This window comes from Krasilnikovia sp. MM14-A1259 (assembly GCF_047159535.1).
In the GTDB taxonomy this organism is placed as follows: domain Bacteria; phylum Actinomycetota; class Actinomycetes; order Mycobacteriales; family Micromonosporaceae; genus Actinoplanes.
Genome location: NZ_BAAGAJ010000002.1, coordinates 2,274,153 through 2,290,027, shown reverse-complemented (window position 1 = coordinate 2,290,027; position 15,875 = coordinate 2,274,153). Strand labels below are relative to the sequence as shown.

The 15,875-nt window shown below is 73.1% G+C and carries 13 protein-coding genes; all 13 read left to right on the top strand.

The window, feature by feature from the left end:
• The first annotated feature begins 1 nt into the window (after position 1).
• The 13 genes from ACMCNK_RS09940 (at position 2) to ACMCNK_RS09880 (ending at position 15,848) form a co-directional block, all read left to right on the top strand.
• Positions 2 to 931 carry a copper transporter gene (locus ACMCNK_RS09940; protein ID WP_412736099.1) on the top strand — a complete coding sequence of 310 codons (930 nt, stop codon included), beginning with the start codon at positions 2 to 4 and terminating at the stop codon, positions 929 to 931.
• 73 nt (positions 932 to 1,004) lie between these two features.
• A complete protein-coding gene (locus tag ACMCNK_RS09935; protein ID WP_412736098.1) occupies positions 1,005 to 1,874 on the top strand; it encodes a hypothetical protein in 870 nt (289 codons plus the stop codon).
• Between the two features lie 157 nt (positions 1,875 to 2,031).
• Entirely contained in the window at positions 2,032 to 3,750 is a 1,719-nt protein-coding gene (locus tag ACMCNK_RS09930) for a lipid II flippase MurJ (protein ID WP_412736097.1), read from the top strand.
• Positions 3,747 to 4,880 carry a glycosyltransferase family 4 protein gene (locus tag ACMCNK_RS09925; RefSeq protein WP_412736096.1) on the top strand — a complete coding sequence of 378 codons (1,134 nt, stop codon included), beginning with the start codon at positions 3,747 to 3,749 and terminating at the stop codon, positions 4,878 to 4,880. The genes ACMCNK_RS09930 and ACMCNK_RS09925 overlap by 4 nt, the downstream gene beginning before the upstream one ends.
• Before the next feature lie 98 nt (positions 4,881 to 4,978).
• Positions 4,979 to 7,171, top strand: coding sequence for a hypothetical protein (locus tag ACMCNK_RS09920; RefSeq protein WP_412740804.1), 2,193 nt, complete (start codon positions 4,979 to 4,981; stop codon positions 7,169 to 7,171).
• 155 nt (positions 7,172 to 7,326) lie between these two features.
• Positions 7,327 to 9,030 (top strand): CTP synthase, encoded by a 1,704-nt coding sequence (locus ACMCNK_RS09915; RefSeq protein ID WP_412736095.1) that lies wholly within the window; start codon positions 7,327 to 7,329, stop codon positions 9,028 to 9,030.
• Complete coding sequence (locus ACMCNK_RS09910; RefSeq protein ID WP_412736094.1) at positions 9,027 to 9,623, top strand: NUDIX domain-containing protein; 597 nt, start codon at positions 9,027 to 9,029, stop codon at positions 9,621 to 9,623. The genes ACMCNK_RS09915 and ACMCNK_RS09910 overlap by 4 nt, the downstream gene beginning before the upstream one ends.
• Positions 9,624 to 9,784: 161 nt before the next feature.
• On the top strand, positions 9,785 to 10,900 hold the full coding sequence (ald, locus tag ACMCNK_RS09905; protein ID WP_412736093.1) for an alanine dehydrogenase: 1,116 nt from the start codon (positions 9,785 to 9,787) through the stop codon (positions 10,898 to 10,900).
• Positions 10,897 to 11,865, top strand: coding sequence for a site-specific tyrosine recombinase XerD (locus ACMCNK_RS09900; protein ID WP_412740803.1), 969 nt, complete (start codon positions 10,897 to 10,899; stop codon positions 11,863 to 11,865). The genes ald and ACMCNK_RS09900 overlap by 4 nt, the downstream gene beginning before the upstream one ends.
• Positions 11,866 to 12,017: 152 nt before the next feature.
• Positions 12,018 to 12,950 carry a ParA family protein gene (locus ACMCNK_RS09895; protein WP_412736092.1) on the top strand — a complete coding sequence of 311 codons (933 nt, stop codon included), beginning with the start codon at positions 12,018 to 12,020 and terminating at the stop codon, positions 12,948 to 12,950.
• Between the two features lie 228 nt (positions 12,951 to 13,178).
• A complete protein-coding gene (locus ACMCNK_RS09890; RefSeq protein ID WP_412736091.1) occupies positions 13,179 to 14,105 on the top strand; it encodes a segregation and condensation protein A in 927 nt (308 codons plus the stop codon).
• Positions 14,102 to 15,124 (top strand): SMC-Scp complex subunit ScpB, encoded by a 1,023-nt coding sequence (scpB, locus tag ACMCNK_RS09885; RefSeq protein ID WP_412736090.1) that lies wholly within the window; start codon positions 14,102 to 14,104, stop codon positions 15,122 to 15,124. Before ACMCNK_RS09890 ends, scpB begins: the two co-directional genes overlap by 4 nt.
• Positions 15,111 to 15,848 (top strand): pseudouridine synthase, encoded by a 738-nt coding sequence (locus ACMCNK_RS09880; RefSeq protein ID WP_412736089.1) that lies wholly within the window; start codon positions 15,111 to 15,113, stop codon positions 15,846 to 15,848. Before scpB ends, ACMCNK_RS09880 begins: the two co-directional genes overlap by 14 nt.
• Positions 15,849 to 15,875: the final 27 nt, after the last annotated feature.

Sequence of the window (15,875 nt, the reverse complement as noted above, 5' to 3'; positions counted from 1 at the left end):
CGTGATCAACTTCCGGTACCACGTGGTGTCGCTCACCGCGGTCTTCCTCGCACTGGCCATCGGCCTGGTCGTGGGCACCGCCGCGCTCAACGGGCCGGTCGCCGACAGCCTCAAGGACCAGGTCACCACGCTCAGCAAGGACAACGGCAACTACCGTTCGCAGGCCAACCAGTACCGCGAGGAACTCACTCGCAGCCAGGACTTCGCCAACGAGGTCGCGCCGGCCCTGGTCAGTGGCAAGCTGACCGGCCGCCGGCTGCTGGTGGTCGCGCTGCCGGGCAGCCAGGACTACGTCGACGGGGTCGTCTCCATGCTGACCGTCGCCGGTGCCAAGGTCACCGCGAAGGTCACCGTCCAGGACAAGTTCTTCGACCCGGCCAACAACGTGGAGCTGCTCGACCTGGCGAACCGGGCCTCGCAGCCGACCATTCAGGTGGCCCGGCTTCCGCTGAACAGCGACGGCGTGGAGACCTCCAGCGCGCTGCTCGCGCTCGCGCTGCAGCAGCGCACCCCGGAGGTCGCTGCGGGCGACCTGACGGCGGTGCTCACCGCGTACGCCAAGCCGGGTTACATCGCGGTCGAGGACGGCGCCGTCGGCGGCGCCGAGGCCACGGTCGTGGTCTCCGCCCTGCCGGCGGTCGACAAGGACGCGGCCCGCCGGAACCAGTCCGCGGTCACGCTCGCCAACCAGTTCAGCAAGGACAAGCCGCTGGTCGTGGCCGGAAACGGCAGCGGTGACGGCAACCTCGTCGCCGAGGTGCGCGGCGACCCGACCATGGTCCGCAAGATCTCGACCGTGGACAACGCGGGCAGCGTGCAGGGCCAGCTCGCCGTCGCGCTGACCGTCATCGAGCGGATCACGGGCGGCAAGATCGGCCAGTACGGCCTCGCCGCGGGGGCGACCTCGCTGGTGCCCAAGACGGCGGCGTAGCCCCGGCTCCCTAGACTCACTACCCGGTCGCCGGTCCTCTCAGCCGGACCGGCGGAGTCAGGAGATCGACATCATGGCTACACGGTTCGCCCGGTCGTTCGGTACCGGGGCGATCGTCGCGCGGGCGGCGCTGGCCTGGATCCGGAGCGATCCGCGCGCGGGCGAGCTGGAGCGCACCAACTTCCACGGCCGTACGGTGAGCCTTGCCGGCGGTCCCGCTCTCGCGGCGGGGGCGACCGTCGGCGCGGTGCTCGGCGCGCCCAGCGCGGCCGTCGCGGGTGCCGCCCTGGTCGCGGGCGCCACGTGCGGGGCGGTCGGCGCCTACGACGACGTGGTCGGCGCGCGGCCCGAGCAGAAGGCCGCCAAGGGCTTCGCGGGCCACCTCGGGGCGCTGCGCGAGGGCCGGGTCACCAGCGGCGTGGTCAAGATCGCCGGGGTGGGTGCGGCCGGCCTCGCCGCGGCCGCGCTGCTCGGCGCGGACCCCCGGGTCCGCGCCCATCGTGGCCGCACCGGCGCCGGGGTGGTCCGCCGGGGTGTTGACGTGCTGCTCGGCGCGGGTGTGATCGCCGGCACCGCCAACTTGCTCAACCTGCTGGACCTGCGGCCCGGCCGGGCGTTGAAGGCCGGCGCGCTGATCGGCGCCCCGCTGGCGGTGGGCCGCGGCGGGGCGGTCGCGGCGGGCACGCTGGGCGCCGGTGCCGCGCTGCTGCCCGCCGATCTCGGCGAGGAGATCATGCTGGGCGACGCGGGCGCGAACGCGCTCGGCGCGCTGCTCGGGGTCGCGCTGGCCGCGCGTACCGGGCCGTTCGGGCGGGCGGTGGCCCTGGCCGCGGTCGCGGGCCTGACCGCTGCCAGCGAGAAGGTCAGCTTCACCAAGGTCATCCAGGACACGCCATGGTTGCGCTACCTGGACGAACTCGGCCGCCGGTCTCCTTCCGCGTGAGCGAGTGCACCGAGCGCAGCGAGGGCCGCGAGCGCACGCCCAGTCAGTTCAGCGTGAGCGAGTGCACCGAGCGCAGCGAGGGCCGCGAGCGCACGCCCAGTCAGTTCAGCGTGAGCGAGTGCACCGAGCGCAGCGAGCGCACGCTCGGGGGAGCAGCGTGAGCGTTCCACCGGAGGCTGGGGTTCCCGAGCGCGCCACCGGGCCGGGATCGGCGGAAGCCCCCGCACAGGCGGATGCCGCGGCCGGCGACGAGCGCGGGCCGGGCTGGGCGCGACCCGCCGCGATGGGACGGGTCGCCGGGGCCGCCGCGGTGATCACGGTGCTGACCGTGGTCGCGCGGCTGGCGGGCTTCGGCCGTACGTTTGTCTTCCTGCACACGGTTGGCCACGGCGGACTGGCGAACGTCTACAACGCCGCGAACACGATCCCGAACATCGTCTTCGAGATCGTGGCGGGCGGCGCTCTCGCCAGCCTGGTGGTTCCGTTGCTGGCCGGTTCGGTGGCCGACGGCGACCGCGCCCGGGTCGCCGCGGTCGCGTCCGCGTTGCTGACCTGGGTGCTGACCCTGCTCGTGCCGCTGGCGCTGGTGGTGGCGCTGGCGGCGGGGCCGATCGCGGGCCTGCTGGACGTGGCCGCCGCCGACCAGGTCGTCGCGGCCCGCATGCTGCGCGTCTTCGCGCCCCAGTTACCCCTGTACGGGATCGGCATCGTGCTCACCGGGGTCCTGCAGGCGCATCACCGGTTCGCCTGGCCGGTCATCGCCCCGCTGCTGTCGAGCGTGACCGTGATGGCCGCGTACCTGACGTATGCCGCTCTGGACGGGTCCGGCACGGACCTGGGCGGTCTGAGCAGCGCCGGGGAGCTGACGCTGTCCGTCGGCACCACCGTCGGGGTGGTGGTCCTCGCGCTGTGCCTGCTCGTCCCGTTGCGGCGGCTGCGGTTGCGGTTGCGGCCGCGCTACCGGTTCCCGGGCGGGGAGGGGCGTCAGGCGCTCCGGCTGGGCTGGGCCGGTGCGGTGACCGTGGGCGCCCAGCAGATCATGGTGGTGACGGTCGTCGCGTTGGCGGTGCACGGCCCGCTGACGCTGTACAACGCCGCCCAGACGATGTTCCTGCTGCCGTGGGCGGTGCTCGCCGTACCGCTGGCCACCGCGGTGTATCCCGGCCTGGCGACCGCGGCCGCCCGTGGCGACGACGCGGCGTACGCGGACAGCCTGTCCCGGACCGCGCGGTCCGTGATGCTGCTGTCGTGCCTGGGTGCGGCCGCGCTGGCCGTGCTCGCGGAGCCGGCGGCGACGCTGCTCAACGCGGACGGGTCGGCGCCCGGCATGGTCGGCTTCGCGCCCGGCCTGCTCGGGTACGCGCTGTTCGCCCTGTTGTCGCGTGCCCTGTACGCCCGGGGCGCCACGGCCGCCGCGGCGCTGGCCACCGCCGCGGGCTGGGGTGTCGCGGCGGTCAGCGCGCTGGCGCTGTCGGCCGCGTTGCCCGCGCGCGATCAGGTGTTCGGGCTCGGCCTGGCGAACACTGTCGGGATGACCGTCATCGGCCTGCTGCTCGTCGCCGCGGTACGGCGGCGCGCGGGCGCCTCGGCGCTCGCGGGGCTGCCCCGCGCCGCCGGGGTCGGTATTGTGGCGGCCGTCGTCGCCGGGATCGTGGCGTTTGCAGTGGTTCGCGGCACAGGTCACGTCCTGGACGCGGCGCCGGAGGGGGTGCGCGGCCTCGGGCAGGGCATTCTTGGTGGTGTCGTGCTCGCGGTCGGTTTCGTCGCGGTGGCCTACCCGATGGACCGTCACGACATCCGGCCCCTGGTCTCGACGCTGGCCCGCCGCTTGCGCCGAGGAGGGGCCGCCACGCCGAACGGGAGGAACACGTCATGACGGACGCGACCCGCGACCATTCCTGGTGCGGGCCGGTCGCCCTCGTGCTGGCCTCCAGCACCGGAGGGGTGGGCCGGCACGTCGCTTCCCTCACCCGTGGCCTCGTCGCGGCTGGGTGCCCCGTGGTGGTGTGCGGCCCGGCGGCGACCGACGAACTGTTCGGCTTCACGGCCGCGGGCGCGGACTTCGTGCCGGTGGAGATCCCGGCGAACCCGGGCCCGCAGGACTCGGGGGCGATCCGGGCGGTGCGGCGGGCGCTGGCGGAGCGGGACGTCGACGTGGTGCACGCGCACGGGCTGCGTGCCGGGTTCGTCGCCGCGCTGGCCCGTCCCCGGGTCCCGCTCGTGGTCACCTGGCACAACGCCGTCCTGGCCCGGGGTCTGCGCGGGCAGGCGTCGTCGCTGGTGGAGCGGATCGTGGCGCGCGCGGCCGACCTCACTCTGGGCGCCTCCGAGGACCTGGTGAGGCGGGCCACCGCGGTGGGCGCCCGGCAGGCCCGGCTCGGCCCGGTCGCGGCCCCCGACGTACGGCTGGCCCGCCGCTCCCGCGCGCAGGTCCGCGCGGAGTTCCGGCTCAAGCCCGGCGGCCCGCTGATCTTGTCGGTCGGCCGGTTGCACCCGCAGAAGCGGTACGACGTGCTGGTCGACGCCGCGGCCCGGTGGCGCGACCTGGACCCGGCCCCTGCGGTCGTGGTGGCCGGCTCCGGTCCCAGCTACATGCCGCTGGCCCAGCGCGCCAGCGCGAAGCGGGCGCCGTTTTTCCTGCTCGGGCACCGTACGGATGTGCCGGATCTGCTCGCCGGTGCCGATCTGGCGGTGGTGACCAGTGACTGGGAGGCCCGCCAGTTGTTCGCCCAGGAGGCCATGCGTGCCGGGGTGCCGCTGGTCGCCACGGCGGTCGGCGGCCTGCCGGGGCTGGTGGGCGACGCCGCGGTGCTGGTGCCCCCGGGCGACGTGGACGCGCTCGACGCCGCCGTCCGGGAGCTGCTCGCCGATCCGCAGCGGCTCGCCGACCTCGCGCAGCGCGGCCCGCAGCGTGCTGCCACCTGGCCCACCGAGGACGACACCGTCGCGGACGTACGGGCCGCGTACTCGGCCGTGACCGCGACCAGCAGAGCTGGGCGAGCGTGACGACGAACCGGCCGCGCTGGGCGCTGCATCCGTTACGCCGCCTGACCGCCCCGGCCCGACGCCGGCTGTCGGCCCCGACCCGGGCGGCGCGGCGGCGTCTGCGCGGCCCGGCCCGGGTCGTGCGGCCGTGGCTGCCGTACGTGCTGGTCGTGCTGGCCGCCGCGGCGAGCCTGGCCGGGCTGACCGTGCGCCCGGCCACCGGCGCCGTCCCGGCCCGCGCCGACTACGTGCTGCTGGCGGGCGCCCCCGGCCTGCGCTGGGACGACCTGGACCCGCAGCGCACCCCGACCCTGTGGCGGGAGGCGTCGCAGGGTTCGGTGGGCTGGTTGTCGGTACGCAGCGCGCACGGCACCACCTGCCCGGTCGACGGCTGGCTCACGCTGGGCGCGGGCAACTATGCCGCGTGGGACACCAAGCGGGTCACGGGCTCGTGCCCGCCGATCCAGCCGGCGCTCACCCGCCCGGACGACATCGGCGCGAACATCACGGAGCAGCGTTCCGTGGTCGACGCGAACGCGGAGGAGTCGCCGTACGGGGCGGTGCCGGGGGCGCTGGCCGAGTCGGTGCGCTGCACCGTCGCGGTCGGGCCCGGGGCGGCGGTGGCCGCGGCCCGCCCGTTCGGCCGCGTCGACCGGTACGAGCCGACGCCGCCCGCCGACCTGCGCGGGCTGCTGTCCTCGTGCGTGCTCAGCATCGTGGACCTGGGCACGATCACCGGTTCGGGGGCGGCCCGGCAGGCCGCGGTGGCGCGGGCCGACGCCGCACTCGCCGCGGTCGTGGCGGCCCGGCCGGAGCGTTCCCTCGTGGTGGTCGCGGGGGTTTCGGACACCGACACCACGTCGCGACTGCACGTCGCGATCGTCGAGGGGCCGGGCTGGGCGGGCGGCTGGCTGACCTCCGCGGGCACCGGCCGCGACGGATACCTGAAGCTGGTCGACCTGGCGCCGACCGTACTGTCCGCGCTGGGCCGCCCGCAGCCGGCGAAGCTGTTCACCGGGCGCAGTGTGTCCTCGGTGCCGGGCCGGCCGGCCGAGCTGGCCGCGGCCGTGGGCGGCGCCCACGACGCGGACCGCCGGGCGGGTGCGCAGGCGTCGGTGGCGGGAACGTTCTTCACCGTGCTGGCCGTGGCCCAGTTGCTGTTGTTCGCGCTGGTCGTGCCGCTGCTGGTGCGGGCCCGGCGGCATGCCGGGCCGACCGGCCCCGCGGGTGTGCCGCGCCGGTGGCTGGCGATCGCCGAGCCCGCGCTGATCGCGGCGGCCCTGGCCATCCCGGCCGCGCTGCTGGCCGACGCCATGCCCTGGTGGCGGACCACCCACCCCGGTCTGGTGTTCGGTCTGCTCACGCTGGTGCTGATGGCGGTCGGCACGGCCGCGGTGCGGGTCGCGCCGCGGTATCCGCGCACGCTGTGGCCGATGGGTGCGGCCGCGGCGATCGGCGCCGCGGTGGTCGGCGCAGACCTGCTCACCGGTTCCCGGCTGCAGCTCAACGGCGTCGCCGGGTATTCGACCGTGCTGGGTACCCGGTATGCGGGCGTGGGCAGCGTCGGGCTGGGCGTGTTCGTGGCCGGTGCGCTGATCGTCGCGGGGTGCGCGGCCCAATGGGTACGCCGGCGCCCGTGGCGCCCGGTGGTCGTGGTCCTGGTCGGCGGTGTCGCCGTGGTCATGGTCGGCAGCCCGTACCTGGGGGCGGACCCGGTGGGGGCGGTCGCGGTGACCGCCGGGGTGTGTGTCGCCGCCGCGATCAGTTCGGGTGGCTGGCTGACGTTCCCGCGGTTCGCGTGGGCCGCGCTGGCCGGGCTCGGCGTGACGATCGGGTTCGCGGTGGTGGATCTGCGCCGTCCCGCCCTCGAACAGGGCAGCCTCGGCCGTTTCCTCAGCGCGCTGGCCGACGGTACGGGCGGCCCGGCCGTGCAGCGGGCGGCGGCCGCGAACGGTCAGACCCTGCTGGACAGCCCGCTGACGCTGCTCGCCGTGGTCGGCGTGCTGATGCTGGCGTTCTGCCGGTACTCGCCGTGGGGCGGGCTGAACCGCCTGTTCGGCCTGCACCCGGCGCTACGCGCGGCGGCCGCCGGTACGGCCGTGGCGTCCTTGATCGCCGGGGCGCTGGGTGGTTCGGCGCTGGCCGTCGCCGGGGCCGCGGCGGCCGCGGCGGTGCCGACGGCGGTGCTGGTCACGCTGCGGGTTCTGGATCATGCGGCGGACCGGACCCGGGCCGACTGGGAGACCGACGGTCCGGGTGGTCCCGGCCTGGCGCCACCCGATCCGGTGTTACGCCGGGTGGGCGCCCGGTGACACGTTCGTGCCCGTGCAGCCCGGACGTCCGTGCGACCGCGATGGTGTTACCCTGGAATCCCGTGGATGATCGGTTCCTGATCATCGCCGGTCTGTAGCTCAGATCCAGTGCCTCTCGGATCGCGGACCGCCTCAGATGACCACGGGAGCAGGCCTTGGCAGCAGCAGTTCGCGAGACGCGGCACATCTTCGTCACCGGAGGCGTCGCCTCCTCGCTGGGCAAAGGCCTCACCGCCTCCAGCCTCGGCAACCTGCTGACCGCACGCGGGCTGCGCGTCGTCATGCAGAAACTCGACCCGTACCTGAACGTCGACCCGGGCACGATGAACCCGTTCCAGCACGGTGAGGTCTTCGTGACCGAGGACGGGGCGGAGACGGACCTCGACGTCGGCCACTACGAGCGGTTCCTGGACCGGGAACTGTCGGCGAAGGCGAACGTCACCACGGGCCAGATCTACTCCGCGGTGATCGCCAAGGAGCGCCGCGGCGAGTACCTGGGCGACACCGTGCAGGTCATCCCGCATGTGACCAACGAGATCAAGGAACGCATCTTCGCGATGGCCGACCCGGACGACCGCGGTCGCCGCCCGGACGTGGTCATCACCGAGGTGGGCGGCACCGTGGGCGACATGGAGTCGCTGCCGTTCCTGGAAGCCATCCGCCAGGTGCGTCACGAGATCGGCCGGGACCGGGTCTTCTACCTGCACGTGTCGCTGGTGCCGTACCTGGCGCCGTCGGGGGAGCTGAAGACCAAGCCGACCCAGCACTCGGTCGCCGCGCTGCGCAACATCGGTATCCAGCCGGACGCGCTGGTGTGCCGCAGCGACCGGGAGATCCCGGAGAAGCTGCGGCACAAGCTGTCGCTGTACTGCGACGTCGACCGCGAGGCCGTGGTCGCCGCTCCGGACGCGCCGAGCATCTACGACATCCCGAAGGTGCTGCACCGCGCGGGCCTGGACGCGTACGTGGTGCGGCGGCTCGGGCTGTCGTTCCGGGACGTGGACTGGTCCACGTGGGACGACCTGCTGCAGCGGGTGCACCACCCGCGCCGCACGATCACGGTGGCGCTGGTCGGCAAGTACATCGACCTGCCGGACGCGTACCTGTCGGTGAGTGAGGCGATCCGGGCGGCCGGGTTCGCCAACCAGGCCCGGGTCAACATCCGCTGGGTGCCCAGCGACGACTGCGAGACCCCGGCCGGTGCGGCGCTCGCCCTCAAAGGCGTCGACGGCATCGTGATCCCGGGCGGCTTCGGCGTCCGCGGTATCGAAGGAAAGATCAATACTTCCCGGTACGCCCGGGAGAACCGCATCCCGGTCCTCGGGCTGTGCCTGGGCCTGCAGTGCATGACGATCGACGCGGCGCGGCACCTGGCCGGGCTGACCGGCGCGAACTCCCTGGAGTTCGAGGAGCAGGCGCAGCATCCGGTGATCTCCACGATGGCCGATCAGGAGGACATCGTCGCGGGCAAGGGCGACCTGGGCGGCACGATGCGGCTGGGCGCGTACCCCGCGGCGCTCGCCCCGGGCTCGATCGTGGCGCAGGCGTACGGCAGCACGGAGATCTCCGAGCGGCACCGCCACCGGTACGAGGTGAACAACTCCTACCGCGACAAGCTGGCCGCGGCGGGCCTGGTCTTCTCCGGCACCTCCCCGGACGGCCGCCTCGTCGAGTTCATCGAGCTGGACCGTGACACACACCCGTTCTTCGTGGCCACCCAGGCCCACCCGGAGCTCAAGAGCCGCCCCACGCGCCCGCACCCGCTGTTCGCCGCGTTCGTGGCGGCTTCGGTCACCTACGCGGCCGCCGACGAGCTGCCGGTGGAGCCGCTGGCCGACGAGGCGGTCTCCGCCTCGTGACCACGTTCGACCATGAGACCCGGTCCCGTGTCCAGCGGTACGCCGGCCCGATCTTCTCGGTGTACACCGACGTGGTGACCATGCCGGGCGGCGGTACCGCCGCCCGGGATCTCACCGAGAACAAGGGCGCCGTCGGCGTCGTGGCGCTCGACGACGCCGGCCGGGTCGTGCTGATCAAGCAGTACCGGCATCCGGTGCGGCGCAAGCTGTGGGAGCTGCCCGCCGGGCTGCGCGACGTGGCCGGGGAGGACCTGGCGCTGACCGCGGCCCGGGAGCTGGCCGAGGAGGTGGATCTGCGGGCCGGCCGGCTGGACCTGCTGCTGGACCTGCACACCTCGCCGGGCTTCAGCGACGAGACGATCCGGTTGTTCCTGGCCCGGGACCTGTCCCCGGTGCCCGAGGAGCAGCGGCACGTGCGTACCGACGAGGAGGCGGACCTGGAGATCGCCCGGTTCGACCTGGACGAGGCGGTCGCGATGGTGCTGCGCGGGGAGATCACGAACGCGGCCGCGGTCGGCGGGGTACTGGCCGCGGCGGCAGCCCGCGCCGCGGATTGGGCGACGCTGCGGCCCGCGGACACCCCGGCCATCTGAGGATCACCCGGCACGCGTCTGTTCGTGACGTGCGGTGACGTCCCGGGCCGCGGTCGGCCTTCCACTGAATGGGACGGTAGTCTCCGAGTGAGCCCCGTTCGGGTATAGGCCGAGCGGACCCGGGACGTCACTCAGCGTTGAGGAAAGGACGGTGTCGGCTCGTGAAGGTCGGCATTCCCACCGAAGTCAAGAACAACGAGTTCCGGGTGGCGATCACCCCGGCCGGCGTGTTCGAGTTCACCCGTGCCGGACACCAGGTGTTCGTGCAGGCAGGAGCCGGGAACGGCTCGTCGATCACGGATGCCGACTACGTCGCCGCGGGCGCGACGATCCTCGGCACCGCCGATGACGTCTGGGGCACCGCAGATCTGGTGCTCAAGGTCAAGGAGCCCATCGCCGAGGAGTACCACCGCATGCGTGAGGGGCAGGTCCTCTTCACGTACCTGCACCTGGCGGCCAGCAAGGAGTGCACTGACGCGCTCCTCGACCGCAAGGTCACCGGCATCGCGTACGAGACGGTCGAGCTGACCGACCGCTCGCTGCCGCTGCTCGCGCCGATGAGCGAGGTTGCGGGCCGGCTCGCGCCGATGGCCGGGGCGTACCACCTGATGCGCTCCGGCGGCGGCCGCGGCGTGCTCATGGGCGGCGTGCCCGGCGTGTACTCCGCCAAGACCGTGGTCATCGGCGCCGGCGTCGCGGGCCAGAACGCCGCCGCGATCGCGCTCGGCATGCAGTCCGAGGTGCTGGTGCTGGACAAGAACATCGCCCGGCTGCGCGCGCTCGACGCCGACTACCGGGGCACCCTGCAGACCGTGGCCAGCAACGCGTACGAGGTCGAGAAGGCCGTCCTCGACGCCGACCTGGTCGTCGGCGCGGTGCTCGTGCCCGGCGCCAAGGCCCCGACGCTGATCTCCAACGAGCTGGTGTCGCGGATGAAGCCCGGCAGCGTGCTCGTCGACATCTCCATCGACCAGGGCGGATGCTTCGAGGACTCCCGGCCCACCACGCACGCCGACCCGGTCTACCGGGTGCACAACTCGATGTTCTACTGCGTCGCCAACATGCCCGGCGCGGTGCCGCACACCAGCACGTACGCGCTGACCAACGTCACCCTGCCGTACGCGCTGGAGCTGGCCAACCGCGGCTGGCGCGACGCGGTCAAGGCCGACCCGGCCCTGGCCCTGGGCGTCAATACCTACGGCGGCCACGTCGTCTACGGTCCGGTCGCCGACGCGCACGGCATGCAGGTCATGCCGCTCGCCGAGGTGCTGCGCTGAGCGACGACGAACCGGGCGACGACGAACCGTCGGCCGCGCTGCGCCGGGTGGTCGGGACGTACCTCGACCACCTGACGGTGGAGCGCGGCCTGGCGGGCAACACGCTCGTCTCGTACCGTCGTGACCTCGACCGGTATCTGCACACCCTGACCGCGGCCGGGATCGCCGACCTGGCCGCGGTCGCCGAGGCCGATGTGGCGCGGCACCTCGCGGTGCTGCGTGCCGGCGAGCCGGGCCACCCGGCCCTGTCGGCCGCGTCCGCGGCCCGCGCGGTCAGCGCGGTCCGCGGGCTGCATCGCTTCGCCGCCCGCGAAGGTGTGACCTCGCACGACGTCAGCCGCGAGGTCCGCCCGCCCGCCCCACCCAAGCGGCTGCCCAAGGCGCTCGACGTCGACCAGGTGGAGCGCCTGCTGGCCGCGACCGGCGGCGACGACGGCCCGCTGGGCCTGCGCGACCGGGCCCTGCTGGAATTTCTGTACGGCACCGGCGCGCGGATCTCCGAGGCGGTCGGCGCTGACGTCGACGACCTGCACCGGGGCGATCCGAGCGCCGCCGTGCTGCACGGCAAGGGTGGTCGTACCCGGCTCGTGCCGGTCGGCCGGTACGCCCGCGCCGCCCTCGACGCGTACCTCGTCCGCGGGCGGCCCACGCTGGTCGCCGCCGGACGCGGCACCCCGAAGGTCTTCCTCAACGCCCGCGGCGGGCCACTGTCACGGCAGAGCGCCTGGTCGATCCTTCGCCGCGCCGCCCAGCGCGCCGGACTGGACACCGACGGGCCGCACGGGGTCAGCCCGCACACCCTGCGCCACTCGTACGCCACCCACCTGCTCGACGGCGGCGCCGACGTGCGTGTGGTGCAGGAACTGCTCGGGCACGCCTCCGTGACGACCACCCAGGTATACACGCTGGTCACGGTCGACCGGCTGCGTGAGGTGTACGCCACCGCGCACCCTCGGGCCCGCTGACCGCACGTAACCGACGGTGCGACACGCCGAATGTTCACCCCGGCCCGGCGCTACGCGTGGCGTACAGTCGAGCATCGGCTGAGCCAACCCGCGGCGGAAAACCGAGATCACCCCGGGAGCGGCGGCGAGTCGAAAGGGGGCGACGGGACGACATGGCGGGCAACGGCGACCAGGCGGAGGCCTGGACCACGGTCCTGCGCGAGCAGCAGAGCGCCCTCGACCTCGGCGCGGACCTCGGCCCCGCCGATCCCACGGCGTACACGATGCGCCGCCCCATTCCCGAGCCGATGCCGACCGACCGGCACGGCCCGGCCCGCATCATCGCCCTGGCCAACCAGAAGGGCGGGGTCGGGAAGACCACCACCACGATCAATCTGGGCGCCGCCCTGGCCGAGTACGGCCGCAAGGTGCTGCTCGTCGACTTCGACCCGCAGGGCGCCTGCTCGGTCGGCCTCGGCGTCAACCCGCACAACCTCGACCTGAGCATCTACAACCTGCTGATGCAGGACGACGTCACCACCGACGACGTCATCATCAAGACCGACGTCGCCGGTCTGCACCTGCTGCCCGCCAACATCGACCTGTCCGCCGCCGAGATCCAGCTGGTCAACGAGGTCGCCCGGGAGATGGCGCTGGCCCGGGCGCTGCGCAAGGTGCGCAAGGAGTACGACTTCATCCTCATCGACTGCCAGCCCTCGCTCGGGTTGCTGGCGATCAACGCGCTGACGGTCGCGCACGGGGTGCTCATCCCGCTGGAGTGCGAGTTCTTCAGCCTGCGCGGTGTCGCGCTGCTGCTGGACACGATCGACAAGGTGCGTGAGCGGCTCAACTTCGACCTCGAGCTCGAAGGCATCCTCGCCACCATGTACGACAGCCGCACCACGCACTGCCGCCAGGTGCTGCAGCGGGTCGTGGAGGCGTTCGGCGACAAGGTGTACCAGACCGTCATCACCAAGACGGTCAAGTTCCCCGAGTCGACCGTGGCCGGTGCGCCGATCACCACTTTGGATCCCGCGTCCTCCGGGGCGCGCAACTACCGCCAGCTCGCCCGCGAGGTGATCGCCTCCCAGGCCGAGCGGGACTGACCCGGTGCTGTTCGCGTCCGGTCAGCCCGTGACCTGCGCCGGCGTGCGGCGCGGGCTGCTGCCGATCGACCTCGTCGGCGGGCTCGTCCTGCGCCTGTGGTCGTAGCGACCACCAGTCACCCCCGGCCGCGTGACGCGTTGGCTTGATCAAGACGTGGTTTCCCGGGGTGTGGGGGTAGGCAGGTGAGCCTTGACCAGGCTGTCGGGCCGGTGGTCTACGGTCAACGCGTGCCCGAGTCACCCCCCACGGAGCCCACTGCGGCCGAGGCCGACGCGTCACCCGACGGCGCGTCCGGCGTCGGCGCGTCCGCTGACGGCGCGCCCGCCGGCGGCTTCACCGTGCGGCTGGACAACTTCACGGGCCCGTTCGACCTGCTGCTGCAGCTGATCGGCAAGCACAAACTCGACGTCACCGAGGTGGCGCTGCACCAGGTCACGGACGACTTCATCGCGTACATCCGGGCCATGGGCGACGACTGGGACCTCGGCGAGGCCAGCGAGTTCCTGCTGGTCGCGGCCACCCTGCTCGACCTCAAGGCAGCCCGCCTGCTGCCCGCCGCCGAGGTCGAGGACGAGGAGGACCTGGCGCTGCTGGAGGCACGTGACCTGCTGTTCGCCCGGCTGCTGCAGTACAAGGCGTTCAAGGAGGCCGCCGCGCACCTGGCGGCGCTGGAGAGCACCGGCGCCCGGCGCTGGCCCCGCGCGGTCTCCCTCGAGCCGCGGTACGCCGAAGCCCTGCCCGACCTGGTGCTCGGCGTCGGTGCGCAGCGGCTGCTCAAGCTCGCCATCAAGCAGTTCACCCCGAAGCCGGGCCCGCCCGAGGTGTCCATCGCCCACATCCACCAGGTCCGGGTCAGCGTCCGTGAGCACGCCAATCTGCTGCGCGAACGGCTGCGCAGGGCGGGCAGTGCCCCGTTCCGTCTGCTGATCGCGGACTGCGACACCACGCTGGAGATCGTCGCCCGGTTCCTCGCCCTGCTGGAGCTGTACCGCGAAGGTCTCGTCGAGTTCGACCAGCCGGTCTCGCTCGACGAGCTCACGGTGCGCTGGGTCGGCGGCGAGGACGCCGCGGACGTGGAGCTCGACATCGACGACTACGAGGGCACCCCGCCCAAGCCCGAGACCGCCCCGGCCCCCGCGCAGGAGACCCCATGACCGACGAGCGACCCGAGTCCCTGGCCGCGCAGGCCGCGTCCTGGGTGCCCCCGTGGGAACGCCCGCCGCTGCCACCGGACCGGGCGTATCAGGAAGCGGCCGTGCGGGCCGAGGAAGCGGCCATGGACGCCGAGGAAGCCGCTGAGCTGGCCGAGCAAGCTGCGGCGCAGGCCGAGGATGCTGCGGCGCAGGCCGAGGATGCTGCGGTGAAGGCCGAGGATGGTGCGGCGCATGCTGAGGAAGCGGACGAGTCCGAGGCTCCGGTCGACGCCGTGAACCAGGACGAAAACGGTATTTCGGTCGAGGCTCTCTATTCGGATGAACCGAGCGTTCCGGTCGAGGTTCTTCACTTGGCTGAACCCAGCGTTCCGGTCGAGGCTCTCCACTTGGCTGAACCCGGCGTCCCGATCGGGGCCCTGGGCGCGGACGAGCCCCGTACCGTCGATGAGCCGGAGGCCGCGCCCGCGCCGATGGACGACGCCGAGCTGCGCGCAGCCCTCGAGGCGATCCTGCTCGTCGTCGACGAGCCGGTCGCCGAGCTGCAGCTCGCCCAGATCCTCGAGGAGCCCGCCGAGCGGGTCGCGGCCGTCCTGGAGGACATCTCCGCGGGTTACACCGCGGCGGGGCACGGCTTCGACCTGCGCCGGGCCGCGGGCGGCTGGCGGCTCTACACCAGGCCCGAATACGCGCGATACGTCGAGCGGTTCGTGCTGGACGGGCAATCCGTGCGGCTCACCCAGGCTGCCCTGGAGACGCTTGCGGTCGTCGCGTACAAGCAGCCGGTGACCCGATCGCGCATCTCCGCCATCCGCGGTGTGAACTGTGACGGCGTCATGCGTACCCTGGTCACCCGCGGCCTCATCGAGGAATGCGGCACGGAGCGGGAGACCGGGGCGTTTCTGTACCGGACAACCGCTCTGTTCCTGGAGAAGCTCGGCCTCAACTCGGTCGACGAGCTGCCCCCGCTGGCCCCGTTCCTGCCCGACGACGTGGAAGAAGTGCTCGATGCCTCAGGCTGACCCGGAAACTGTGCGGCTGCAAAAGGTCCTCGCGACCGCCGGAGTCGGCTCCCGGCGGGCCTGCGAGGACCTCATCTTCCGCCGGCGCGTCACCGTGAACGGCCGGATCGCGCAGCTCGGCGACAAGGTGAACCCCGGCACCGACGAGATCCAGGTCGACGGCCAGCGTGTGGTCACCGACACCAAGATGGTGTACCTGGCCATGAACAAGCCCCGCGGCGTGGTCTCCAGCATGGACGACGATAAGGGCCGCAACGAGCTCGCCGACTTCCTCGGCACGTTCGAGCAGCGCATCTTCCACGTGGGCCGGCTCGACGCCGACAGTGAGGGGCTGCTGCTGCTCACCAACGACGGTGCCCTCGCGCACAAGCTCATGCACCCGTCGTTCGGGGTCGCCAAGACGTATCTGGCGGAGGTGGCCGGGCCGCTGCCGCGTAACGTCGGGCGCCAGCTGCTGGCCGGCGTCGAGCTGGAGGACGGCTTCGCCCGGGTCGACACGTTCCGCCTGGTGGACACGCTCGGCAAGACCGCGCAGATCGAGGTGACCCTGCACGAGGGGCGCAAACACATCGTGCGGCGCATGCTGGATGCGGTGGGCCACCCGGTCAGCCGGCTCATCCGTACGGCGGTGGGTCCGATCCGCCTCGGCGACATGCGGCCCGGCGGCTTCCGGCACCTGTCGAACGCCGAGATCGGGGCGCTGTTCAAGGCCGTCGGGGACTGACTCCGCAGCGGTTCGGAACGGCGGGCA